The following is a 23260-nucleotide window of genomic DNA, read 5'->3' as shown; positions in this document are numbered from 1 at the left end:
TGTGGCTACCCCTCTCCCCCACCCTCCCCCACAAGGGGGGAGGGAGCGCAGTGTGCCGTGTAGCTGCTTGTGAGACTCTCATCGAGCGCTCACCCCAGCGCCTTCAACTGGTCCGGCAATGCATACGCCCATTGCGTGATGTTGCCGGCGCCCAGGCACACGACGAGATCGCCGGACTTCGCCAGTCCCTTGACGATGCCGGCAAGCTCGGTGGCTGCCGGCAGCGGGATCACCTCGCGATGGCCGTGGGCGCGCAGGCCGGCGACGAAATGGTCGCGGTCGATACCTTCGATCGGCGCTTCGCCGGCGGCATAGACGTCTGCGACGACGACCGCGTCGGCATCGTTGAAGCAGGTGCAGAACTCCTCGAACAGTGATTGCAGGCGGGTGTAGCGATGCGGCTGCACCACGGCGATCACCTTGCCGGTGTAGGAATCGCGCGCCGCCTTCAGCACCGCTGCGATCTCCACGGGATGATGGCCGTAATCGTCGATCACGGTGACGCCGCTCCACTCACCGGTCTTGGTGAAGCGGCGCTTGACACCGCCGAAGCCGGCAATCGCCTTGCGTATCGCCTCGTCCGAGACGCCGAGCGCATGCGCGACCGCGATCGCAGCCGTCGCATTGGAAGCGTTGTGCCGGCCTGGCATCGGCAGCGCGAGATCGGCGATCTCATGCGTGGTGCCGGTCTTGCGGGCGCGGATCACGACCTTGAACTTCGAGCCGCCACCGCCGGCGGTGAGATCGACCAGCCGCGCATCGGCCTGCGGATTCTCACCGTAAGTGATGATGCGGCGATCCTCGATCTTGCCGACGAGGCTCTGCACCACGGGATGATCGATGCACATCACGGCAAAGCCGTAGAACGGCAGGTTCTCGACGAAATGCCGGAACGCGTCCTGTACGGCGTCGAAGGTCTTGAAGTGGTCGAGATGCTCGGGGTCGACATTGGTGACGATCGCGACATCGGTCGGCAGCTTCAGGAAGGTGCCGTCGCTCTCGTCGGCTTCAACCACCATCCAGTCGCCGGCCCCCAGCCGCGCGTTGGAACCGTAGGCATTGATGATGCCGCCGTTGATGACGGTCGGGTCGAGCCCGCCGGCGTCGAGCAGCGTTGCGACCATCGTCGTCGTCGTGGTCTTGCCGTGCGTGCCGGCGATGGCGACGCAGCTCTTCAGCCGCATCAGCTCGGCCAACATCTCGGCGCGGCGCACCACGGGAATGCGTTTCTCACGCGCCGCCATCAGTTCCGGATTGTCGCGCTTGATCGCGGAGGACACGACCACGACCTCGGCGCCGTCGATATTCTCGGCCTTGTGGCCGACCGAGACTTTCGCGCCCTTCTTGCGCAGACGGTCGAGATTGTAATTGTCGGAGGCATCCGAGCCTTGCACGGCATAGCCGAGATTGACCAGCACCTCGGCGATGCCGCTCATGCCGATCCCGCCGATCCCGACGAAGTGGATGGGTCCGATCTCGCGCGGCAGTCTCATATTGTCTCCTCGACGTCGCGAAGCCTGAGATTCAAATCAGCCTGCGTCGACTACTGGATGCCCCGCTTTCGCGGGGCATGACAAGGGGCATTTTTGGTCATTCCGGGGCGCTCGCATCGCGAGCGAACCCGGAATCTCGAGATTCCGGATCGGTCCGCTTCGCGTCCCGTCCGGAATGACGGGTGCTACAACCCGGCGACCTTGACCACGAGATCCGCCAGCCGCTCGGCCGCATCGAGCCGCCCCGCCCCCTTCGCGGCCGCCGCCATGGCGGCGAGGCGCGCGGGCTCGGCGGCGAAGGCGGAGATTTCGGACGCCAACCGGTCGGAGGTGAATTCGGTCTGCGGGATCCGGATCGCGCCGTCGACCTTGGCCAGCACGCCGGCATTGGCGAACTGGTCCTGGTCGATCGAGCCCGGCAGCGGCACCAGGATGGAGGGCCGGCCGATCGCGGCGAGCTCGGCCACGGTGCCCGCGCCGGAGCGCGATACCACGAGATGATTGGAGGCGAGCCGCGCCGGCAGATCCGTGAAGAACGGCGCGAGCTCGGCCTTGATCTTGAGCTTGTCGTAGACGGCGCGCACGCGGCTCATGTCCTCTTCGCGCACCTGTTGGGTGAGAACGAGACGGCTCCACAGTGCAGGCTCGAGCCGCTCGATCGCGCCCGGCACGATGTCGGCCATGATGCGCGCGCCCTGGCTGCCGCCGACGACGAGCAGACGCAGCGGACCGTTCGGCTCGGGCGCTAAGTATTTCACCGCAGCGGCCGCAAGGATCGCCGGACGCATCGGTGTGCCGACGGTCGTCGTCTTGCCTGCCAGCGCCGGATCGCGATCGAGCACGCCGGGCAAGGACGTCGCGATGGCGCGCACGCGGCTCGACAGGAAGCGGTTGGCACGGCCGAGCACGGCGTTGGCGTCGTGGATGATGCCAGGCACGCCCGCGAACTTCGCGGCGACCAGCGGCGGCAGCGTCGGATAGCCGCCGAAGCCGACGACGGCGACGGGCTTCAGCCGCTTGATCAGCGCGTAGGCCGCCAGCGTGCCGGCGGCGAGCGTGAGGCCGGCATAGGCGAGCTGGAGCGGATTGCGGCCGCGCGCGGTTTCGCTTCTGACGACGTCGATCATGTCCTTGCTGAACAGCCCGCTGTAGCGCAGCGCGCGCTCGTCGGTGACGAGGCGAACGCGATAGCCGCGCCGGATCAATTCGACTCCGAGCGCCTCGGCCGGGAACAGATGGCCGCCGGTGCCGCCCGCGGCGAGAAGAATCAGGGGGGACGTGTCCATGATGGCGTTTTACAGGGAGTTTTCGGTCATTGCGAGCCGCGTGCTCGTGCCCCGGGCGCAACGCAGCGCGCCGCACTTCGCGGCGTGGTGCGTTGCTGAACCGGGGCCCATTGGTGCGACATTCTGGGTCCCGGATCTGCGCTTCGCTTGTCCGGGACACGAAACCTGCATCACGCGTAACTGCGCATCGCCTCGGCGTGGCCGCTCGCCTCGACCTCGGTGCGCGGGCGCAGCCGCGTCAGCGCCAGCATCATGCCGACACCGTAGGCCAGCGAGACGATAGAGGAGCCGCCATAGGAGATGAAGGGCAGCGTCATGCCCTTGGCGGGGATGAGCTGCAGGTTCACCGACATGTTGATCGCCGCCTGCACGCCGAACAGGATCGCGAGCCCAGAGGCCGCAAAGCGCGAGAACATGTCCTCGTTGGCATAGGCGCGCGACAGCGTCCGGATGACGACGAAAGCGAACAGCGCCAGCATCGCAAGGCACAGGATGATGCCGAACTCTTCGGCTGCGACCGCAAAGACGAAGTCGGTGTGGCTGTCGGGGAGGCTGCGCTTGGCGATGCCCTCGCCCGGTCCGAGGCCGAACCAGCCGCCGTTGTAGAAAGCCTCCATGGCGGTGTCGACCTGGAAGGTGTCGCCGGAGGCCGGGTTCATGAAGCGCTTGATGCGCCCCGCCACGTGGGGAACGAAAAGATAGGCGCTGAACAGGCCGGTCGCGCCGAGACCTGCGAGGCCGAACACCCAGATCATGCGCATGCCTGCGATGAAGAACAGCGAGCCCCACACCATCAGGATCAGCATGGTCTGGCCGAAATCCGGCTCCATCACCAATAGCGCGACCAGCATCAGCAGCAGCACCACCGCCATCGAGGTCGCCGGCATCTCCGGGCGCCGGGTCGATTCCGCAAACAGCCAGGCCGCGATCACGACGAAGGACGGCTTTGCGATCTCGGAGGCCTGGATGTTGACGCCGAGCAGCGTGATCCAGCGCCGCGAGCCCTTTACCTCGGGGCCGATGGCGAGCGTGAGCACGATCAGGACGATGCTCGCCGCGAAGATGATCAGGGCCGAGCGGCGGATCGCGCGCGGCGACAGGAAGGAGACCCCGAGCAGCACGATGCAGGAGGGCACCAGAAACAGCACGTGGCGGCTGAAGAAATGGAAGGCATCGAGCCCGATGCGGGTCGCAACCGGCGGGCTCGCCGCCAGCGACAGGATCACCCCGGTCAGCATCAAGGCCAGGATGGCGCCCATCAGCGGCTTGTCGACGGTCCACCACCACTCGGAAAAGGGGGTGCGTTCTTCACGGGAGAGCATGGGCGGCCGCTTTCGGACAGAGGTCCGTCCATTGGTCGCCGAGGTTGGTTACCGGGGGGTTAAGGAAGTAGATGAACTTGTGAACGGTCTCGTGCCCCGGACGCAGCGCAGCGCGCCGCCTCTTCGCGGCGTGGTGCGCTGCAGAGCCGGGGCCCATTGCGGCCTCTGGGTCCCGGCTCGCGCTACGCGCGTCCGGGACACGAGAACTCGCTACACCACCGGCTTCACACCCGGCAGCGCCTGCACCAACTCGCGGAACTTGGCGCCGCGGATTTCGAAATTGCGGTACTGGTCGAACGAGGCGCAGGCCGGTGACAGCAGCACGACGGCATCCGCAAGTCCCGAGGCTTCCGCATCACGCGCGGCGTGCTCGACGGCGACGTCGAGGGTCTGGCTGATCTCGTGCGGGACCGAGCCGAGCGTGCCGGAAAAGTCCTGCGCGGCCTCGCCGATCAGATAGGCTTTGCGGATGCGCGGGAAGAAGCCGGTGAGGCCAGTGATGCCGCCGGCCTTCGGCTTGCCGCCGGCGATCCAGAAGATGTCTGTGAACGACGACAGCGCATGCGCGGTGGCGTCCGCGTTGGTGCCCTTGGAATCGTTGACGAACAACACGTTGCCGCGGCGCCCGACTTGCTCCATGCGATGCGCCAGGCCCGGAAAGCTGCGCAGGCCGTTCTGCAGCACGTCCAGGCTGATGCCCATCGCGAGCGCGGCGGCGGCCGCACAGGCCGCGTTCTGCGCGTTGTGCTGGCCGCGCAGCGAGCCGATGCCGCCGAGTGCGGCGACTTCGCTGCGGGCGCCGCCCGAGGCGCGCACGATGGTGCCGTGCTCGACGTAGATGCCCGTGGCCAGCGGATTCTTGACCGAGATGCGCACCACGTTCTTGCCGGCGCGGTCGAGCCGGTCGGCGATGTCGCGGCAATAGCCGTCATCGACGCCGACGATCGCGGTGCCGGCGCCTGGCACGCCGGCAACGAGGCGCTCCTTCACTGCGGCGTAGTGCGCGATCGTGCCGTGGCGGTCGATGTGGTCCTCGCTGACATTGAGCAGGATGCCGACGGAGGGATCGAGCGAGGGCGTGAGGTCGATCTGGTAGGACGACATCTCGATGACGTGGACGCGGCCCATGCGCGGCGGCTCCAGCGACAGGATCGCCGTGCCGATATTGCCGCCCATCTGGGTGTCGTAGCCGGCGACCTTGGTGAGATGCGCGATCAGTGCCGTCGTGGTCGACTTGCCGTTGGTGCCGGTGATGGCGACGAACGGGGCGTCCGGCGCGTGGCGCCGACGCTCGCGGCAGAACAGCTCGATGTCGCCGATCACCTCGACGCCGGCCTCGCGCGCCTTCAAGACGCTCCAGTGCGGCACCGGATGCGTCAGCGGCACGCCGGGCGCGAGCACGAGACTTGCGAACTTCGCCCAGGAGACGTTGCGCAGATCCGCGGTGATGAAGCCGGCCTGCGCGGCCTTGGCGACGTTCTCGGCATTGTCGTCGGCGGCAACCACCTCGGCGCCGCCGGCCTTGAGCGCATGGCAGGAGGCGAGCCCGGAGCCGCCGAGGCCGAACACCGCGACGGCCTTGCCGGCGAAGGAGGTGACCGGGATCATCGCGTAACCGTCAGCGCAGTTTCAGCGTCGAGAGGCCGGCGAGCGCCAGCATCACCGAGATGATCCAGAAGCGGATCACGATCTGCGGCTCGGTCCAGCCCTTCTGCTCGAAGTGGTGATGGATCGGCGCCATCCGGAACACGCGCTTGCCGGTGAGCTTAAAGGACACGACCTGCACGATGACCGAAACCGCCTCGAGCACGAACAATCCGCCGATCACGGCGAGCACGATCTCATGCTTCACCGCGACCGCGATCGCGCCAAGCATGCCGCCGAGCGCGAGCGAGCCGGTATCGCCCATGAAGATCGAGGCGGGCGGCGCGTTGAACCAAAGGAAGCCGAGACCGGCGCCGAGCAATGCGCCGCAGAGCACCGCGAGCTCGCCGGTGCCCGCGACATATTTGATCTGGAGGTAGTCGGCGAAAACCAAGTTGCCGGTGAGATAGGCGATCATCGCGAAGCTCGCCGTCGCAATCATCACCGGCACGATGGCGAGGCCATCGAGACCGTCGGTGAGATTCACCGCATTGCCGGCGCCGACGATGACGAAGGCGCCGAAGACGACGAAGAACCAGCCGAAATGCAGCACGGTGTCCTTCAGGAAGGGAATCGTCAGCGCGGTCGAGGCGGGATCGCGGTTGAGCCGCACCAGCGCGTAGCACGCGACCAGCGCGATCACGGCTTCGATCAAGAGGCGCAGCTTGCCGCCGAACCCGCTCGTGGTCTGCTTGGTCACCTTGAGGTAATCGTCATAGAAGCCGACGAAGCCGAAGCCGAGCGTCACCGCCAGCACGATCCAGACATAGGGGTTGAGCGGATTGGCCCACAGCACCGTGCCGACCGTGAGCCCGGACAGGATCATCAGCCCGCCCATGGTGGGCGTGCCCTTCTTGGCGAGATGCGATTGCGGGCCGTCGGTGCGGATCGGCTGGCCCTTGCCCTGACGGATGCGCAGGTGATCGATGATCCAGGGTCCGAACAGGAATACGAACAGCGCGCCGGTCACGATGGCGCCGCCGGTGCGGAAGGTGATGTAACGGAAGACGTTCAGGACCGTGCGAAAGGCACCGAGTCCCGGAAATGTGTTGGAGAGCTCAATCAGCCAGTAAAACATTCAGACGGTCCTATGGCGCCTTTGCACGTCCAGGTGCCTCACGCGCATTCGCTGGTCTTCGTCATGGGCCGCGCGTTTCGGGGAACGAACGGGTTCCTGCCGCAAAGGGTGGGATTCGGGAACGGCGCCTTCCAAGCAGTTTACGCCTTTGCCTGCAAGGCGGCCACCAGCCCCGGCACAAACTTGTTGACCCAGAACATCTTCTTGCTGCCCTTGACAACCACGACGTCGCCTGCCTTCAGCAGATTTGCGACCTCGCCCGGCCTTAGCGTGGCGGGATCGTCGTGCCAGCCGAGCCCCTTGCCTGAGGGCAGCACATCATAGAGGTGGCGCATCAGGGGGCCGACGCAATAGACGCCGTCGATGCCGTCGAGGTGGCTGGCAAGGCCGGTGTGATAGCTCGGTGCGTCCTCGCCGAGCTCGAGCATGTCGCCGAGAATCGCGATGCGGCGGCCGCCGCTGATGTTGCGCGCCTGCAGGCTTTGCAGCGCCGCCGCCACGCTGGCCGGATTGCCGTTGAAGCTGTCGTCGATCACGGTGACGTCGCCGACCGCCTGCTCGACGCCGCGGCCGGTCATGATGCCGACGCGGTCGAGCTTGACCGCGAGCGTCGCGACATCGAGATGCGCGGCATGAACGGCGGCGAGCGCGGCCAGCGCATTGTGCACCCGGTGCGGCGCGCCAGGGGTCAGGCTGAAGGCGATCTCCTTCCTGCCGATCGCGGCCACGACCTGCCAGCTCTCGCCGTGCGGCGCATGCGCGACCTCGTGCACCTCGGCATGCTCGCCGCCGAAGCGCACGACCTTGCCCTTCCACTCCGGCGCCTTGATCCCGGCGGGCAACACCAGCACGCCGTTCTCGGGCAGGCCGAGCGCGATCGACACCTTCTCGCGCCGGATGGCCTCGAGCGAGCCGAGCTTTTCCAGATGCACCGGCTGGACGTTGACGACGAGGGCGACGGTCGGCTGCGTGAGCTCGCTCAGTCGCGCGATCTCGCCCTTCTGGTTCATGCCCATCTCGACGACCCAGAGGCTGGCGTCGCGCCTGGCATTGCACAGCGTCAGCGGTACGCCCCAGAAATTGTTGAAGCTCGACGGGCTCGCATAGGCATTCGGATAGGCGGCGAGAAACTCCTTGGTGCTGGTCTTGCCGGCGCTGCCGGTGAGCCCGATCACCGGGCCACGAAAGCGCGCGCGCGCGGCGCGCGCGAGGCCCCAGAGGCCGTCGATCAGCGTGTCCTTGACGACGATCTGGGGAATGCGGATGCCCGCGATCTCGTGCGGCACGATCATCGCCACGGCGCCGGCGGCTTCCGCCTTGTCGGCGAACTCCCAGCCATCGCGCGCGCTGGCGAAGGCCGAGACGAAGCCGCCGCTCGGCGTGCCGCTCAGCGCCACGAACAGGCTGCCCGGCTTCACCAGCCGGCTGTCCTGCGTGACGAAATCGATTGCCGTATCCGGGAACGATCCGGTGACGCCCAGCGCGCGCGCGACCTCGGCAATTGTCCATATTGGCCCGCTCATGCAATCCTCGATGCCAGTGCGGCGGCGACCGCCTCGTGATCACTGAAAGGCAGCACCTCGCCGCCGACGATCTGCCCGGTCTCGTGGCCTTTGCCGGCGATGAGCAGCGCATCGCCCTCCTGCAGGTCCTCGATCGCGGCGCGGATCGCCTCGGCGCGGTCGCCAATCTCGCGCGCGCCCTTTGCGGTGGCGAGGATCGCGGCGCGGATCGCTTCGGGCTTCTCGCTGCGCGGATTGTCGTCGGTGACGATGATGGCGTCGGCATTCTCCGCCGCGATCTCGCCCATGATCGGACGCTTGCCGGCATCGCGGTCGCCGCCGGCGCCGAACACGACGACCAGCCTGCGCCTGGCATAGGGCCGCAGCGCCTGCAGCGCCTTGGCCAGCGCATCGGGCTTGTGCGCATAGTCGACGAAGATCGGCGCGCCGTTGCGCTCGCCGACGCGCTCGAGCCGGCCCTTGGCGCCTTCGAGATGTTCGAGGCTCGCAAACACATCGGCCGCTTCGCTGCCGGTGCCGATGGCAAGGCCGGCCGACACCAGCGCGTTCTCGATCTGGAATTCGCCGACCAGCGGCAGCCGGATCGCGTAAGCCCTGCCGCGATGTTGGACCGTGAGTTTTTGCGAGAAACCTTCGACCAATGCCGCGGTGAGGCGGATGCCCTCACCTGCGCCATCGCCGTTGCGGCCGACCGCCATGACGCGCAGGCCGCGCGACTTCGCCGCATCGATCGCCTCCGCCGAGCAATCGTGATCGGCCGAGATCACCGCGGCGCCATCCGGCGGCACCAGTTCGCGGAACAGGCGGAGCTTGGCCGCAAGATAATGCGCGACAGTCGGATGGTAATCCATGTGGTCGCGCGAGAGATTGGTGAAGCCGCCGGCCGAGACGCGCACGCCGTCGAGGCGATATTGATCGAGCCCGTGCGAGGACGCCTCGAAGGCAAGATGCGTGACGCCCTCGCGCGCGATCTCGTCCAACTGCCGGTGCAGCGCGATCGGGTCCGGCGTGGTCAGCGAGCCGTAGACGGTGCGCTTTTGCGACACCAGACCAATGGTGCCGATGCTGGCGGAGGCATGCCCGAGCCGCTCCCAGATCTGGCGCGTGAAGGCGGCGACCGAGGTCTTGCCGCTGGTTCCGGTCACCGCGGCGATCGTCGCCGGCTGCGCCGGGTAAAACCTTGCCGCGGCCAGCGCCAGCGCGCGGCGCGGATTGGCGCTCGTGATGAACGGCACGTTGCAGGCGGCCGGTGCGTGGTCGCCGACGACGGCCACCGCGCCCGCCGCAATCGCGGCATCGACGAAGCGGGCGCCGTCGGTCTTGCTGCCTGCGAGCGCGAAGAAGAGATCGCCCGGCTTGACCGCACGGCTGTCGAGCGCAACGCCGCTCACCTCGAGCGCCGCCGCAGCGGCCTCGATTGCGGCATCATTGCCCGGAACATCCTGACCCAAGAGGTCGCGCAGCTTCATGGTCTTCCAGTCGACATGCCCAGCCGGAAGCCGAATCCTCAGAAAAAATCCCGACTCAGCACCGGCGATGGCCCACCCGGTTGATTACTGGGTTGTCCTGGATGCTGCAAGAATAAGGCGCTCCGCAGGCGGCAGCTCGAACCGCGGCTCGACCCCCAGAAGCGGGGCGATCCGCTCGATCACCTTGCCGCCGGTCGGCACCGCGTTCCATCCCGACGTGATGAAACCATGCGTTTCGGGCAATGCCTGCGGCTCGTCCAGCATGACGAGGACCTGGTACTTCGGATCATCGCACGGCATCACCGCCGTGAAGGAGTTGAGCACGCGCTTCTTGGCGTAGCGGCCGTTGATGACCTTCTCGGACGTGCCGGTCTTGCCGCCGACGTAGTAGCCCTTGACGTCTGCCTTTCTCGCCGAACCGACTTCGGCATTGAGCCGCATCAGGAACCGCATCTTGTCGCTGGTCTCCGGCTTGATGACGCGCTTGGCCATCGCCTGGGCTTCGGATTCGCTGCGCTTCAGGAATGTCGGCGGAATCAGATAGCCGCCGTTCACCAGCGCGTTGATGCCCATCACCGCTTGCAGCGGCGCCACCGACAGGCCCTGGCCGAACGCGGCGGTGACCGTGTTCAGCTCGCTCCAGCGCCGCGGCAGCAGCGGCGCCGCGCTCTCCGGCAATTCGGTGCGCAGCCGCGACATCTGGCCCATCTTGGCGAGGAACGCCTTGTGCGCCTCGACACCCTGATTGAGCGCAATCCGTGCCGCACCGATGTTGGAGGAGTAGGTGAACACTTCCTTGGTGTTGATGAAGCGCCCGAGCGGATGGCTGTCGTGGATCGTGAACTTGCCGTAATGCAGGTTTCCGCGCGCGTCCCACATCGAGTTCAGATTGATCTTGCCGGAATCGAGCCCCATCGCCAGCGTGAACGCCTTGAAGGTCGAGCCCATCTCGTAGACGCCGGTGGTGAGGCGGTTGATGCGGTCGGGGTCGTGCGCTTCCTTCGGATTGTTGGGATCGAAGTCCGGCAGCGAGACCATCGCCACGATCTCGCCGGTCTTGACGTTGGAGACGATGCCTGAGGCGGCCTTGGCGTGGAACTTGTCCTTGGCCTTAAGCAGCTCGTCGCGCAGCGCATGCTCGACGCGCAGATCGACCGCGAGCTCGATCGGCTTCTGCAACCGGTCGGTGGCAAAGCCGGCGCGGTGGAGATCGGCAAGCCCCTGATTGTCGAGCCACTTCTCGAGGCCGGCGATACCCTGGTTGTCGATATTGACGAGACCGATGAGGTGGGCGACTTCGTTGCCGGTCGGATAGACGCGCTTGTTCTCGCGCAGGAAGCCGATGCCGGGGATGCCGAGCTTGTGGACGGCCTGCTGCTGCGCCGCCGTGACCTCGCGCTTGAGCCAGACGAAGCCCTTGCGCGTCTTCAAGCGCTCGCGCACCTCGGCCTCGTCGAGGTCGGGAATGGTCGCGGTCAGGAGCTCGATCGCCTCGTCCTTGTCGATGATGCGGCGCGGCTCGCCGAACAGGCTCGCCGCCTTGACGTCGGTCGCAAGGATCGCGCCGTTGCGATCGACGATGTCGGGCCGCGCGGTCGCAACCACCTCCTGCGCCGCGGCGCGGCGCGCGCTGTGGGCGTCGGCGCCGATCGCGAACATCACGAGCCGCCCGCCGATCAGGGCGTAGACCGAAGCGAAGGCGAGCATGGCGAGGCCGACGCGCGCGCGCGCCTTCGCGGCGCGATCGACGTTGCGCCCGTAGAGCAGGCTTCGGATCAGCCGCTGCCGCCAAGGTTCGGCCGACTTTTCGGTGGGCTTTGCAGGCGTTGCCGGGCTCATTGCTTGTCCTCGGGCTGAGGCACGGAGCCCGTCACCGTATCGGGATCGCTCGCGGCTTCGATGGTCTTGAGCATGGCGCCGATCGGATCGGGCTCGCCCGGCCTGAACATCCGCGGCGGACGCTCCGGCAGGTTCTTCAGCGAATCATACTGCGTGCCGTTGACCGGTTTGAGGTGCAGATGCCGATCGGACAGGCCTTGCAGCCGCAGCGGCGCATCGAGCTTGGCCCACTCGGCCCGCAGCGCCGCGATCGCATCGCGCTGCTCGCGGATCTCCGCACGCAGCCGCAGCACCTTCTCGGTGCGCGCCGTGGAGTCCATCTTGATGCGGTAGACATGGGCGGCTGCGAAGATCAGCGCACCGATGACGAGAAGGTGGATGATGCGCATGCGCTAGCCGCCCCTCATCACGTCGGCGAGCTTTGGCCAGGACGACGCCTCGTCGTCCTCATGCGCCGGCGCCGCGGTGCGCTCGGCCGCACGCAGCTTTGCCGAGCGCGCGCGCGGATTGTGCGCAACTTCGTCCTCGCCGGCGACGACCGGCCGCCGCGTCAGCAGCTGGAAGCTCGGCGCAATTTGCGCGACTTCCGGCAGATGCCGCGAGCCGCCACCGGTCTTGGCGCGCTCGGAGAGGAAATTCTTGACGATGCGGTCCTCCAGCGAATGGAACGAGACGACGACAAGGCGCCCGCCCGGCTTGAGCACACGCTCGGCCGCAGCGAGCGCCGTCTGGAGTTCCTCGAGCTCTTCGTTGACGAAGATGCGAAGCGCCTGGAACGTCCGCGTCGCCGGGTGAATGTCGCCGGGCTTCGAGCGCACCACCCTGCCGACGAGATCGGCGAGCGCGCGCGTGGTCGTGAACGGGGTTTGCTGCCGGTCCGCCACGATGGCGCGGGCGATGCGGCGCGAATGCCGCTCCTCGCCAAAGAGATAGATGATGTCGGCAAGATCGCCTTCCGAGGCGCGCGCCACGACGTCGGCCGCGGTCGGGCCTGTCTGCCCCATCCGCATGTCGAGCGGACCGTCGAGGCGGAAGGAGAAGCCGCGGCCGGCCTGGTCGAGCTGCATGGAGGACACGCCGACATCCATCACGACGCCGTCGACGCCAACGACACCCTGCGCGGCGCAGACCTCGGCAAGGTTGGAGAAGCGGTCCTCGACCAGCGTCAGCCGGCCCGCGGCGCGTTCGACCAGCTCGGCACCGCCGGCAATCGCGGTGCGGTCGCGATCGATGGCAATCAGTCGGGTTCCCGGCACGTCGAGGATCGCGCGGCTATAGCCGCCGGCGCCAAAGGTGGCATCGACGTAGACGCCGCCCTCGCGCGGGGCGAGATGCGCGATGGCCTCACGGCCAAGAACGGGGATATGTGGAGCCGAGCTCATGCGCCACGCCTGCCGATCGCCCGGCCTGATGCCCGAGCGAGATCGGGGCCGAACAAGCCCATAACGTCTCGAATCGTTGCGCGTCGCGGCGGTTCCACGACAAAGCCCCTGTCCAGCATGGTTCCCGAGCCCGATCGTCCCGGGCCACAAACCCAGTGTTCCCAGCGGAATTTGTCGGGCAGCCATGGGATTTCGAGCCAAAATACGCTTTGGCCGCCTCCGGACGCGGGTCGGCTCTTCATCCCTCAGTAACGGCCCTTAGCGTTAAGAAAGCGTTGCTCGGTTTGGTGACAAGTGGAAAAGGTGATGAGGCAAGTGATGCGTCATCCACACACATCGCCAAAATGAGTCCGTTAACCGCGCCGCGCGATTGCGTGCGATGGACGGTAAAGGAATAGTAAAGAGAAGGGCCCACTCTCCGTCCATTTGAGCTGCTCATGCCCTCGGGTTCGTCCACGCCTGGATCTGATTCGAAGCGTCACCGCGTTCTCCCGGTTCCCAAGACCGTGGCAGGCCTGCGGACGTTCGAGCCCGATTCCTCGATCGTCTCGGACATCATCCCCTCGCCGAACTATGGCGAGCGCAACAAGGGACGGCAGCCGGACATGATCCTACTGCACTACACCGGCATGCCCGATGTCGAGGGCGCGCTGGCGCGCCTCTGCACCGCCGGCACCGAAGTGTCGGCGCATTACGTCGTGCTGGAGGACGGCCGCATCGTGCAATGCGTGCCTGAGGCCAAGCGCGCCTGGCATGCGGGCGCCTCCTCCTGGGCCGGCGAGGACGACATCAACTCGTGCTCGATCGGCATCGAGATCATCAATCGCGGCCATGACTGGGGCTATCCCGAGTTTCCGCTGCGCCAGATCGCCGCCGTGATCGCGCTGTGCCGCGGCATCATGCTCCGCCGCAAGGTGCCGGCGCACCGGGTGCTCGGCCATTCCGACGTCGCGCCCGCGCGCAAGAAGGATCCCGGCGAGAAATTTCCGTGGCATTCGCTGGCCAATTCCGGCGTCGGCCACTGGGTGACGCCGGCGCCGATCGTTCGCGGCGAGACTCTGATGCTCGGCACCATCAGCGATGCGGTGCTGAGCATGCAGCAGGCGCTCGCCAGATATGGCTATGGCGTGCCCCTGAACGGCAAATACGACGCTGCGACCATGGAGGTCGTCACCGCCTTCCAGCGCCATTTCCGCCCGGCGCGACTCGACGGTGTCGCCGATCATTCGACGCTGTCGACCTTGCAGGCGCTGCTGGCGAGCCTGCCGGCGGAGGGGACGACGGTCGCGACGAAGTAACGGTGTAACCGTAGGCTCGTCATTGCTTACTTCCGTGTCCCGGACGCGATGCAACGCCTTTCGCGTTGCATCGCAGAGCCGGGACCCAGTTGGCTACGCAGGTGCTCTGCGGAGAGATGGGCCCCGGCTCTGCAGCGCACCGCACCGGACGATGCTTCGCATCGCCGGGGGCGCTGCGCTGCGTCCGGGGCACGAGATCGCTACTCCATCTCCCTCATCCTTCGCGCATAGAGCCGCCGCAACGGCTCGAGCTGCGTCGCCTCAGTCGCCGCACGATACGCCTCGCGCGCCTCGGCCTTGCGGCCGAGCCGCCGCAGCAGATCCGCGCGCACGGCGGGCAACAGCTCATAGCCGCGAAGCCCACCGCGCGCGGCGATGGCATCGACCAGATCGAGCGCTCGTGCCGGCCCATCGACCATCGACAGCGCGGCAGCGTGGTTGAGCTCGATCACCGGCGACGGATTGATGCGCAGCAGCACCTCGTACAGCCCTGCAATCTGCGGCCAGTCGGTCGCCTCGAAGCTCGGCGCACGCGTATGGAGCGCCGCGATCGCGGCCTGCACGGCATAGGGCTGCGGCCGGCCCTGCACGCGCAGCGCGTGCTCCACCAGACGAAGGCCCTCCTCGATCTGCGCGCGGTCCCACAGCGAGCGGTCCTGCTCTTCGAGCAGGACGATGTCGCCGGCCGGCGTCTGTCGCCCGGCGCGGCGCGCGTCGTGCAGCAGCATCAGGGCCAGCAGACCTGTGATGCCGGCGCGATCGGGCATCAGCCTGTTCAGCAGACGACCAAGCCGGATGGCCTCGGTCGCCAGGTCGGGTCGCATCAGGTCCGCGCCCTCGGTCGCGACATAGCCCTCGGTGAAGACGAGATAGATCACAGCGAGCACGCCATCGAGCCGCGGCGCCAGCATCTCGCGCTCCGGCACCTCATAGGGTATGCCGGCAAGCCTGATCTTCTGCTTGGCGCGGACCAGCCGCTGCGCCATCGCCTCCTCGCTGATGAGGAAGGCCCGTGCCACCTGCGCCGTCGACAGCCCGCAGACGGTGCGCAGCGTCAGCGCGACCTGCACCTCGGGCGCGAACGCGGGATGGCAGCAGGTGAAGATCAGCCGCAGCATGTCGTCGTCGAGCGTTGCGGTCGGCTCGTTGGGGCCCAGTGCGTTGAGCTCGAGCTCATGCACCAGCGCCTGCTGCTTGCCGCGAAAGATCGTCTGACGGCGGATGCGGTCGATCGCTTTGTGCTTGGCGACGTTGACGAGCCAGGCGCGCGGATTGTCGGGGACCTCACACACCCAGCGTTCCAGCGCGACCGCAAAGGCATCCTGGAGTGCGTCCTCGGCGAGATCGAAATCGCCGACGAGGCGGATCAGCGTGGCCAGCGCCCGCCCCGCCTCGTCACGGAAGATCTTGTCGATCTCGCCAGGGGTCATGCGTGAATGCGCGGTCCGGACGTCACTTGTCATAGACCCAGATCGGCCGCACCTCGATCGAGCCGATGCGTGCGCTCGGAATCCGCGCCGCGATCTCGATGGCCGCATTCAGGTCTTTGGCCTCGATCAGGTAATAGCCGCCGAGCTGCTCGCGCGTTTCCGCGAACGGACCATCGGTCGTCAGCGTCTTGCCCTCGCGCACACGCACGGTCGTCGCCGTCGTGGTCGGCTGCAGGCGGTCGCCGGCCTTGAAATTTCCGCTCTGGACGATGGATTGCGTGAAAGCCTGGTACTCCGCCAGCATCTTCTGGCTGGTCGCCACGTCGTTCTTGGCGTACTCGACCTCGTTCTGGTAGATCATCAGCAGATATTGCATCGCTTCACTCCTGTGTTCGGCTGGGTTGCCGGCATCCGGTCGAACGGGCCACGCGCCAAACGACATCTTCAGGATAAATTATTTCTGGCCGAGCGTGCCTCGCGATATCGGCTTGACGAAACCGTCACAAATGCCCATGCCTAAGCCGTCAGTCGGCCGGACGGCCGCTCCGGCAGGTGCCGAAAGGCCGCCGGGGAGGAAAGTCCGGGCTCCCTTGACATGCGGTGCCGGATAACGTCCGGCGGGGGTGACCCCAGGGAAAGTGCCACAGAGAACGAACCGCCCGCCTTCGCCCCTTCGGGGCCTCGGCGAGGTAAGGGTGAAAAGGTGCGGTAAGAGCGCACCGCGGTTCCGGCAACGGAGCCGGCATGGCAAACCCCACCGGGAGCAAAACCGAATAGGGACGGCAGATGCGGGCTGATCGCGCAAGCGATAACGCCGCGGGGCGATGTCAGGCCCGCCGTCCGGGTAGGTTGCTCGAGGCCGTGTGCAAACATGGTCCCAGAGGAATGGCCGTCACGTATCGTTCGCGCAAGCGGATGGTGCCCTACAGAACCCGGCTTACAGGCCGGCTGATGTTCTAAAGCGTTTTCGAGCGAAGTGGGTTTCCGGTTCGCGTGAAGAAAACGCGCCTTGCCAAGGAAGCAACGAGGGGTTCGATGCTAGCGCATCGGACCCCTCACCATTTTGGCCGAGCCGTAACAATTGAAATGCTGTCATTCCGGGGCGTGCGAAGCACGAGCCCGGAATCCATCGCGCGGCAACGTTGGTGGATGAATGGATTCCGGGCTCTCGCTTCGCGAGCCCCGGAATGACGACGAGAGTTACACCGCCATCAGCGCCCGCGCTTCAGGCCGCGCGCGTGTCCTTCACCAGCACCGGCGCAAGCTCGCCGACCTCGCGCCGCAGCTTGCCCGCCTCGAAACCGTGCATGCCGAGCTGCCATTGCAGGGCGACGATGGCGCCCTTGGTCGGTTGCAGCAGCGCGAGCGAGGCGAACAGCGTTGCTGGCAGCCACACCGCGAGTTGCAGCCATTCCGGCGGCGCGTAGGCGGTCTCGACCGCGAGGATCGCCGGCACCACGAGGTGGCCGACCACCACCATCACGAGATAGGCGGGAAAGTCGTCGGCGCGCTGGTGGAACAGCTCCTCGCCGCAATGGTCGCAGGCCTGCGTCACTTTCAGGAAACGGCCGAACATGTGCCCTTCCCCGCAATTCGGACATTTGCCGCTGAAACCGCGCCACATCGCCTTGGCCAGAGAGACCGTCGCCAGAGAAACAGACATGACCACACCTCTTCCTTTTCGACGATCCATACAATAATATCTTGCATCCATACATTCAAAGGTTATAGCCCTAATTGCATGGACTGGATCCCTACAATCTCGGAGCTTTCGGGCCCACGCTACCAGCGCATCGTCGAGGCCATGGAGGCCGACATCGCCGCCGGCAGGCTGGTGCGCGGTCAACAGCTGCCGACGCAGCGCGCCCTGGCAAAAGCACTCGGCATCGACCTCACCACGGTGACGCGTGCCTACAGCGAGGCGCGGCGCCGCGGCATCATGGAAGCCCGTGTCGGACAGGGCTCGTTCGTGTCGGAGACCAGCGCGCGGCGCGCGGTCGACCTGCCGCACCCGGTCGCGATCGACCTGTCGATGAACGTGCCGCCGCACCCTCTGGAGGCGCAGCTCGACGAGCGCATCCTCGCCGGACTGGAAGCGCTCCGCGCGCAATCGGGCCTGACGGCGTATCTCAACTACCAGCCGCCCGGCGGCAGCGCGCATGAGCGCGAGGTCGCGGCGCGCTGGATGCGTGCCCGCGTTCCGCATGCGCAGGCCGACAGGCTGGTGATCTTTCCCGGCGCTCAGACGATCCTCTTCAACCTGCTCGCCCACCTTGCGCGGCCCGGCGAAACCGTGCTGACCGAAGCGCTCACCTTCCCTGGCATCAAGGCCGCCGCGGCACTGCTCGGCGTCAAGCTCGTCGGTGTCCCCATGGATGAGGACGGCATCCTGCCGGATGCGCTGGCAAAGGCGTGCCGCGTGCACAAGCCGAAGGCCGTTTATCTTATTCCGACGTTGCACAATCCGACCACAGCAACGCTTTCCGCCGAGCGGCGCAGCGCCATCGCGAAGATCATCCGCGATGCCGGCACCGTTCTGATCGAGGACGATGCCTACGGGCTGCTCGACCGCTCGGCCTCGCCGATCGCGAACCTCATTCCGGAGCGGACCTATCTTGCGACCACGCTGTCGAAATGCATCGCGCCGGCGCTGCGCGTTGCCTACCTGGTGACGCCCGACAGCAGCGCGCAGCGGCACATGCGCGCCTCCCTGCAGGCGACCGTGCAGATGCCGGCGCCCCTGATGGTCGCGCTGGTGACGCATTGGATCGAAAACGGCGTTGCCGACCGCATCATCAGCGCCATCCGCAACGAAGCGGTCGGCCGTCAGCAGCTCGCGCAACGCGCGCTGAAAGGCTTTCAGTTCCTCGCGAGGCCCGCGGCGCATCATCTGTGGCTGCGACTGCCGGAGGAGAAGCCCGATCTCGCCGCGCATCTTCTGCGGAATGGGCTTGCGGTCGTCGCCGGCGATGCCTTCACCGTCGACGGGGCACCGCCGCATGCAGCACGCGTCTCACTCGGCGCGGCCCGGAACAGATCGGAATTGACGCAAGCGCTGCGCATCCTGGTCGGCGCGCTGCAGAAGCCGGCCGACATCAGGCAGATCGTCTAGGTCATTGACGATGACGGCGATGGAGCGCCCGCAGATCACGCTTGCGTGCGGCATGGATTGACCTCGATGGCGGCAGGCATGTTATGCGAGCCGTGCGATCAACCGTTCGGCATCGCCCCTTGCGAAGGACCATCCGTTGGAAACGCTCACCTACGTCCTGCTGCTGCTCGGCGCGCTCGCCGGCGGCTTCGTCTCGGGACTGGCCGGTTTCGGCACGGCGCTGATGGCGCTCGGCATCTGGCTCTACGTGCTGCCGCCCTCGCTCGCGGTGCCCTTGGTGCTGATCTGCTCGGTGATCGCGCAGACCTCGACGCTGCCCTCGATGTGGAAGAATTTCGATCTCTCGCTGGTCTGGCCGTTCCTGATCGGTGGACTGATCGGCGTGCCGCTCGGGACCATGATGGTCGCCTCCGCGGATCCGGAGGTGTTCAAGCTGAGCGTCGGCGTGCTGATCCTGATTTTCTCCACGGCGCTCTATCTGAACAAGCGGCCGCTCGCCTTCAAGTTCGGCGGCCGGATCGCCGACGGCGCGATCGGCTTTGCCGGCGGCATTCTGGGCGGACTTGCCGGGCTGTCCGGCCCGCTGCCGATCCTGTGGGCCAACATCCGCGGCTGGAGCAAGCACGAGCGGCGCGGCATCTTCCAGCTCTTTAACTTCACGGTGCTCGCCACCGCGCTGGTGTTGCAGACCGCCTCGGGCCTCGTCGCCTTCAAGGTGGTCGGGCTCGCAGCCGTCGCGTTTCCGGGCACCCTGATCGGCGCATGGGCGGGCGCGCGCGTCTATCACGCGCTGAACGACAAGCATTTCGGCGATGTCGTGCTCGGCCTCTTGTTTCTGTCGGGCCTCACGCTCGTCTGGAACAGCATCGGCGCGCATTAACCCCACGGCGCCGCAAGCTGGCGGGAGCCGTGGGGAGAAAGGTCAGTTTCGCTACGCGGGAGCGCGGACGGGAGGCGCGACTGGCCCGGCTTCCACTGACGCCGCGGCCTGGTCCTGCGACGCGAAGCGCTTGCCGAACTCGCGGCGCAGCAACCACAGGCTCAAGCCGGCCTGCAGCGTCGTCGCCGCGATCGAGAGATACCAGACGTGCTCGATGCGGAAGCCGGGCCGCGTCGACAGCCAGAGCGCCGGCAGCGAATAAGTGAACACGCGCGTCACCGAGCTCACCAGCACAGGCCTGGTGTTGCCGAGCCCCTGGAACATGCTGGAGCAGGTGAAGATGAGGCCCTGCGCCACCATATTGAGCGAGATGATCCGCAGGAACAGGAAGGCGATCTCCATCGTCTCCCGGTCGTTGGAGAATCCGGCCAGCAGCAGCTCCGGCTTGAGTTGCGCGAGGATCATGAAGCCGACCGCCACGACGCTGGTGAGCAGCGCCGTCTTGACGAAGGTTTCCCGCACCCGCGCGGCATTGGCGGCGCCGAAATTCTGGCCGGCGATGGGCGCTGCCGCCAGCGCAATCGCGAGCGCCGGCATGTGGATCAGTCCGAGCACACGCTGCCCGATGCCGAAGCCGGCCTGCGCCGCCGCGCCGAAGTCGCGCAGCACGTAATAGACCACCGCCATGAAGATGAACATCATTGCAAACTCGCCGCCGGCCGGCAGGCCGACATTGAGGATGCGCATCAGGTGCCGCGGTTGCGGACGCCACTGCGCCGCGTTGAAGGCGACATAGCGCTCGACCTTGCGGAAATGGACCAGCAGCATCAGCACGCCGACGGCGACTGCGATCGAGCTCGCCAGCCCCGCGCCGGCGACGCCGAGCGCATGGCCGGTGCCCCAGCCCGAGATCAGCACCGGCGCCAGTGCGATATTGATGGCGACAGCGAGCGCCTGCACCAGCATGATGGGACGTACAATCCCGGTGGCGCGCAACGCAGCTCCCATCACCTGCGTCGCGAACTGCAACGCGAGCGCCGGCATGAACCATAGCAGATAAGTGGTCCCGGCCTCGATCGTGGCTTGATCCGCGGCGATCGAACGCATGTAGGCGCGCGACAGCGCGGCACCTGCGACCAGGGTCAACAGGGCGAACAGCACCGACAGCACCATTCCCTGATTGAAGACCAGGTTCGCGTCCGGCCGGTCCTTGCGCCCCACGGCATGCGCGATCAGCGCCCCCGCGCCGACGCCGAGCACCTGCATCAGCCCGTTGACGAGGAAGCCGGCATTGCCGGCCGCAGCGACGCCCGCGACGGCGGCACCGCCCAGACCTGAGACGAAGTACAGGTCGACCAGCTGGCAGACCATGATCGAGATCATGCCGGCCATGATCGGCGGGGTCATGATCAGGATATGTCTCACGATGGAGCCGTGTGTCAGGTCTTTCATCTCTTTCCATCCTCTGCCGACGTGGCCGGCATTCGTCCGCCGGCCACGCGCGTCATTCCGCTGCTGCGATCTGTCCGAGCTCCACCACCTGGCGCTCGAACAGGCTGCGATAGATGCCGTCCGGCTTGCGCGCGAGCGCGGCATGCGTGCCCTGCTCGACGATCTCGCCGCGATCGAACACCAGGATGCGATCGAGGCTCTTCACCGTCGACAGCCGGTGCGCGATCACGATCGAGGTGCGGCCCTGCATCAGCCGCTCCATCGCCTCCTGGATCAGCGCCTCGGATTCCGAATCGAGGCTCGATGTCGCCTCGTCCAGGATCAGCACCGGCGCATCCGCCAGGAAGGCGCGCGCCAGTGCCACGCGCTGCCGCTCGCCGCCCGACAATTTCACGCCGCGCTCGCCGACCAGGGTGCCGTAACCCTTCGGCAGGCGCAGGATGAATTCGTGCGCATTGGCAAGCCGCGCCGCCTGCTCGATCGCTTCCAGGCTGGCGCCGGGCCGGCCATAGGCGATGTTCTCGGCGAGCGTGCGGTGAAACAGGATCGGCTCCTGCTGCACGATCGCGATCTGGCTGCGCAGCGATTGCTGCGTGGCCAGCGCGATGTCCTGCCCGTCGATCAGCACCCGGCCGCCGCTGACGTCGTAGAGCCGCTGCACCAGCTTCACGAACGTGGTCTTGCCGGAGCCGGAGCGGCCGACCAGGCCGACCCGCTCGCCGGCGCGGATCGTCAGCGACAGCCCGTCATAGAGCGGCGTGCGATGGCCGCCGTATTGAAACAAGACGTCGTCGAACACGATCTCGCCGCCCGCGATCGCGATCGGCTGCGCGTGGGGCGCATCGGCGATGCCGATCGGCTCGTCGTGGATCGCCACCAGCTCCTCCATGTCATTGACCGAGCGCTGGAGGTTGTTGATGTGCATGCCGACGTCGCGCAAATAGGCATGGATCACGTAATAGCTCGTCAGCACATACGTCACGTCGCCGGGCGAGGCGTAGCCGGAGACCCACAGCAACACGGAGCCGCCGATCACCGAGGCGCGCAAGGTCAGCAGCAGCGTGAGCTGCGCCATGGCGGTGTAGTTGTAGCGAAACCACGTCCGCCGCACCCGCACACCCCAGCGCTTGATGACGCGGGCGAGCCGCGCATCCTCGCGCAGCTCCGCGCCGAAGGATTTCACCACAGCATTGCAGGTCAGCGCATCCGCCAGCGTGCCGCCGACCTTGGTGTCCCATGCGTTGGAGACCCGCGCGGCCGGCGCGATGTAGCGGGTCGAGAACAGCACCGTCATCGTGACATAGGCCAGCGCGCCGAGCGCGATCACCGCGCCGAGCGAGGCCCAGTGCACGCCGAGCAGGATCATCGAGCCGATCAGAACGACGAACGAGGGCAGCAGCGCGAGCAGCAGCGTGTCGTTGAGCAGGTCGAGCGCCCACATGCCGCGGGTGATCTTGCGGACCGTGGAGCCGGCGAAGGAGTTCGCGTGCCAGTCGGTCGAGAGGCGCTGCACGCGCGTGAACGCCTCCTGCGCGACCTCGGACATGATCTGCAGCGTGAACGGCACGATCGCCTGCAATCCCGCGAGCCGCAGCACCATCGAGGCCGCACCCAGCGCCACGATGGCGCCGAACGCGACCAGCGCCGCGTGCCGCGCATCGGGGTCGGACGGACCGCGGGTCAGCGCATCGATCAGGTGTCCGGAGAAGACCGGCATGAACAGATCGGCAGCGGTCGCGCCCAATAGGCCGCCGGCCACGACGAGGCCGCGCCCCGGCTGCTTCAGCCAGTGCTTGAACACGAAGGGCAGCACGACGCGAATCGCCGTGGGCTTCTTGGACAGAGCGGTCATGGCATCATCCGGCCGCTTCGCGCGCGCCGGCTCCATCGATGGACGCAATGCGGCCCGAAGGCCGCAACGGCGTCACGTAAGACTGACTTTGACTTGGGATTTGACTTCGGAAACGAAGCGATCGGGACGCTGGGCCAAAACCTTGGCCCGATCGAAGCTGGCGGAAGAGGCCTCTAGCAGGCCGCGTACATACCGAGCCA

The 23260-nt window shown here is 66.8% G+C and carries 18 protein-coding genes and 1 other RNA gene; 4 read left to right on the top strand and 15 right to left on the bottom strand.

Annotation, left to right across the window (positions count from 1 at the left end):
* Positions 1-89: 89 nt before the first annotated feature.
* From murC to rsmH, 10 genes are all read right to left on the bottom strand, one after another.
* Entirely contained in the window at positions 90-1493 is a 1404-nt protein-coding gene (gene murC, locus HZZ13_RS23845; RefSeq protein ID WP_197961951.1) for a UDP-N-acetylmuramate--L-alanine ligase, read from the bottom strand.
* A 185-nt stretch (positions 1494-1678) separates the two neighbouring features.
* Entirely contained in the window at positions 1679-2779 is a 1101-nt protein-coding gene (gene murG, locus HZZ13_RS23840) for an undecaprenyldiphospho-muramoylpentapeptide beta-N-acetylglucosaminyltransferase (protein ID WP_210349452.1), read from the bottom strand.
* A gap of 170 nt (positions 2780-2949) precedes the next feature.
* A complete protein-coding gene (ftsW, locus tag HZZ13_RS23835) occupies positions 2950-4101 on the bottom strand; it encodes a putative lipid II flippase FtsW (protein ID WP_197961950.1) in 1152 nt (383 codons plus the stop codon).
* Positions 4102-4311: 210 nt separating this feature from the next.
* Positions 4312-5709 carry a UDP-N-acetylmuramoyl-L-alanine--D-glutamate ligase gene (murD, locus tag HZZ13_RS23830; protein WP_197961949.1) on the bottom strand — a complete coding sequence of 466 codons (1398 nt, stop codon included), beginning with the start codon at positions 5707-5709 and terminating at the stop codon, positions 4312-4314.
* Positions 5710-5719: 10 nt separating this feature from the next.
* A complete protein-coding gene (mraY, locus tag HZZ13_RS23825; protein ID WP_197961948.1) occupies positions 5720-6823 on the bottom strand; it encodes a phospho-N-acetylmuramoyl-pentapeptide-transferase in 1104 nt (367 codons plus the stop codon).
* Between the two features lie 140 nt (positions 6824-6963).
* Positions 6964-8346 (bottom strand): UDP-N-acetylmuramoyl-tripeptide--D-alanyl-D-alanine ligase, encoded by a 1383-nt coding sequence (locus HZZ13_RS23820; RefSeq protein ID WP_197961947.1) that lies wholly within the window; start codon positions 8344-8346, stop codon positions 6964-6966.
* Positions 8343-9815, bottom strand: coding sequence for a UDP-N-acetylmuramoyl-L-alanyl-D-glutamate--2,6-diaminopimelate ligase (locus HZZ13_RS23815; protein ID WP_197961946.1), 1473 nt, complete (start codon positions 9813-9815; stop codon positions 8343-8345). Before HZZ13_RS23815 ends, HZZ13_RS23820 begins: the two co-directional genes overlap by 4 nt.
* 84 nt (positions 9816-9899) lie before the next feature.
* On the bottom strand, positions 9900-11654 hold the full coding sequence (locus HZZ13_RS23810) for a peptidoglycan D,D-transpeptidase FtsI family protein (protein WP_197961945.1): 1755 nt from the start codon (positions 11652-11654) through the stop codon (positions 9900-9902).
* Positions 11651-12043 carry a cell division protein FtsL gene (ftsL, locus tag HZZ13_RS23805; protein ID WP_197961944.1) on the bottom strand — a complete coding sequence of 131 codons (393 nt, stop codon included), beginning with the start codon at positions 12041-12043 and terminating at the stop codon, positions 11651-11653. The genes HZZ13_RS23810 and ftsL overlap by 4 nt, the downstream gene beginning before the upstream one ends.
* A 3-nt stretch (positions 12044-12046) precedes the next feature.
* Positions 12047-13036: a 16S rRNA (cytosine(1402)-N(4))-methyltransferase RsmH gene (gene rsmH, locus HZZ13_RS23800; RefSeq protein WP_197961943.1), complete on the bottom strand. Its 990-nt coding sequence runs from the start codon at positions 13034-13036 to the stop codon at positions 12047-12049.
* Positions 13037-13551: 515 nt separating this feature from the next.
* Here rsmH and HZZ13_RS23795 point away from each other — a divergent pair.
* Positions 13552-14334 carry an N-acetylmuramoyl-L-alanine amidase gene (locus HZZ13_RS23795; RefSeq protein WP_376707078.1) on the top strand — a complete coding sequence of 261 codons (783 nt, stop codon included), beginning with the start codon at positions 13552-13554 and terminating at the stop codon, positions 14332-14334.
* A gap of 200 nt (positions 14335-14534) precedes the next feature.
* On the opposite strand, the gene HZZ13_RS23790 is transcribed toward HZZ13_RS23795, so the two are convergent.
* Together HZZ13_RS23790 and HZZ13_RS23785 are read right to left on the bottom strand one after the other, a co-directional pair.
* Entirely contained in the window at positions 14535-15764 is a 1230-nt protein-coding gene (locus HZZ13_RS23790) for an RNA polymerase sigma factor (protein WP_197961941.1), read from the bottom strand.
* A 22-nt stretch (positions 15765-15786) separates the two neighbouring features.
* The gene (locus HZZ13_RS23785) at positions 15787-16140 is read right to left on the bottom strand and encodes a YciI family protein (RefSeq protein ID WP_197961940.1); all 354 of its coding nucleotides are present in this window, start codon (positions 16138-16140) and stop codon (positions 15787-15789) included.
* 148 nt (positions 16141-16288) lie between these two features.
* Between HZZ13_RS23785 and rnpB the strand changes: the two genes are divergently transcribed.
* Positions 16289-16720: RNase P RNA component class A (gene rnpB / locus HZZ13_RS23780), an RNA gene on the top strand.
* 269 nt (positions 16721-16989) lie between these two features.
* Here rnpB and HZZ13_RS23775 read toward each other — a convergent pair.
* Complete coding sequence (locus tag HZZ13_RS23775; RefSeq protein WP_376707076.1) at positions 16990-17427, bottom strand: DUF983 domain-containing protein; 438 nt, start codon at positions 17425-17427, stop codon at positions 16990-16992.
* Between the two features lie 78 nt (positions 17428-17505).
* On the opposite strand from HZZ13_RS23775, the gene HZZ13_RS23770 reads away from it, so the two are divergent.
* Positions 17506-18876: an aminotransferase-like domain-containing protein gene (locus tag HZZ13_RS23770; protein WP_197961938.1), complete on the top strand. Its 1371-nt coding sequence runs from the start codon at positions 17506-17508 to the stop codon at positions 18874-18876.
* A gap of 136 nt (positions 18877-19012) precedes the next feature.
* Positions 19013-19756: a sulfite exporter TauE/SafE family protein gene (locus HZZ13_RS23765; RefSeq protein ID WP_197961937.1), complete on the top strand. Its 744-nt coding sequence runs from the start codon at positions 19013-19015 to the stop codon at positions 19754-19756.
* 51 nt (positions 19757-19807) lie between these two features.
* Here HZZ13_RS23765 and HZZ13_RS23760 read toward each other — a convergent pair whose 3' ends face one another.
* Positions 19808-21208, bottom strand: coding sequence for an MATE family efflux transporter (locus tag HZZ13_RS23760; RefSeq protein WP_197961936.1), 1401 nt, complete (start codon positions 21206-21208; stop codon positions 19808-19810).
* A gap of 52 nt (positions 21209-21260) precedes the next feature.
* Positions 21261-23060, bottom strand: a complete 1800-nt coding sequence (locus HZZ13_RS23755; RefSeq protein ID WP_197961935.1) for an ABC transporter ATP-binding protein — start codon at positions 23058-23060, stop codon at positions 21261-21263.
* Positions 23061-23260 lie beyond the last annotated feature (200 nt).

The organism is Bradyrhizobium agreste (assembly GCF_016031625.1).
Classification (GTDB): Bacteria; Pseudomonadota; Alphaproteobacteria; order Rhizobiales; family Xanthobacteraceae; genus Bradyrhizobium; species Bradyrhizobium agreste.
The sequence above is the reverse complement of the archived record's forward strand: the minus strand, read 5'-3'. Positions and strand labels throughout refer to the sequence as shown.

Excerpts from the sequence above, each read along its gene's own strand:
- HZZ13_RS23815 (WP_197961946.1), bottom strand. The coding sequence starts at position 9,815 with ATGAAGCTGCGCGACCTCTTGGGTCAGGATGTTCCGGGCAATGATGCC.
- HZZ13_RS23755 (WP_197961935.1), bottom strand. The coding sequence starts at position 23,060 with ATGACCGCTCTGTCCAAGAAGCCCACGGCGATTCGCGTCGTGCTGCCC.
- mraY (WP_197961948.1), bottom strand. The coding sequence starts at position 6,823 with ATGTTTTACTGGCTGATTGAGCTCTCCAACACATTTCCGGGACTCGGT.
- rsmH (WP_197961943.1), bottom strand. The coding sequence starts at position 13,036 with ATGAGCTCGGCTCCACATATCCCCGTTCTTGGCCGTGAGGCCATCGCG.
- ftsL (WP_197961944.1), bottom strand. The coding sequence starts at position 12,043 with ATGCGCATCATCCACCTTCTCGTCATCGGTGCGCTGATCTTCGCAGCC.
- HZZ13_RS23775 (WP_376707076.1), bottom strand. The coding sequence starts at position 17,427 with ATGTCTGTTTCTCTGGCGACGGTCTCTCTGGCCAAGGCGATGTGGCGC.
- HZZ13_RS23790 (WP_197961941.1), bottom strand. The coding sequence starts at position 15,764 with ATGACCCCTGGCGAGATCGACAAGATCTTCCGTGACGAGGCGGGGCGG.
- HZZ13_RS23760 (WP_197961936.1), bottom strand. The coding sequence starts at position 21,208 with ATGAAAGACCTGACACACGGCTCCATCGTGAGACATATCCTGATCATG.
- HZZ13_RS23770 (WP_197961938.1), top strand. The coding sequence starts at position 17,506 with ATGGACTGGATCCCTACAATCTCGGAGCTTTCGGGCCCACGCTACCAG.
- ftsW (WP_197961950.1), bottom strand. The coding sequence starts at position 4,101 with ATGCTCTCCCGTGAAGAACGCACCCCCTTTTCCGAGTGGTGGTGGACC.
- murG (WP_210349452.1), bottom strand. The coding sequence starts at position 2,779 with ATGGACACGTCCCCCCTGATTCTTCTCGCCGCGGGCGGCACCGGCGGC.
- murC (WP_197961951.1), bottom strand. The coding sequence starts at position 1,493 with ATGAGACTGCCGCGCGAGATCGGACCCATCCACTTCGTCGGGATCGGC.
- murD (WP_197961949.1), bottom strand. The coding sequence starts at position 5,709 with ATGATCCCGGTCACCTCCTTCGCCGGCAAGGCCGTCGCGGTGTTCGGC.
- HZZ13_RS23810 (WP_197961945.1), bottom strand. The coding sequence starts at position 11,654 with ATGAGCCCGGCAACGCCTGCAAAGCCCACCGAAAAGTCGGCCGAACCT.
- HZZ13_RS23785 (WP_197961940.1), bottom strand. The coding sequence starts at position 16,140 with ATGCAATATCTGCTGATGATCTACCAGAACGAGGTCGAGTACGCCAAG.
- HZZ13_RS23820 (WP_197961947.1), bottom strand. The coding sequence starts at position 8,346 with ATGAGCGGGCCAATATGGACAATTGCCGAGGTCGCGCGCGCGCTGGGC.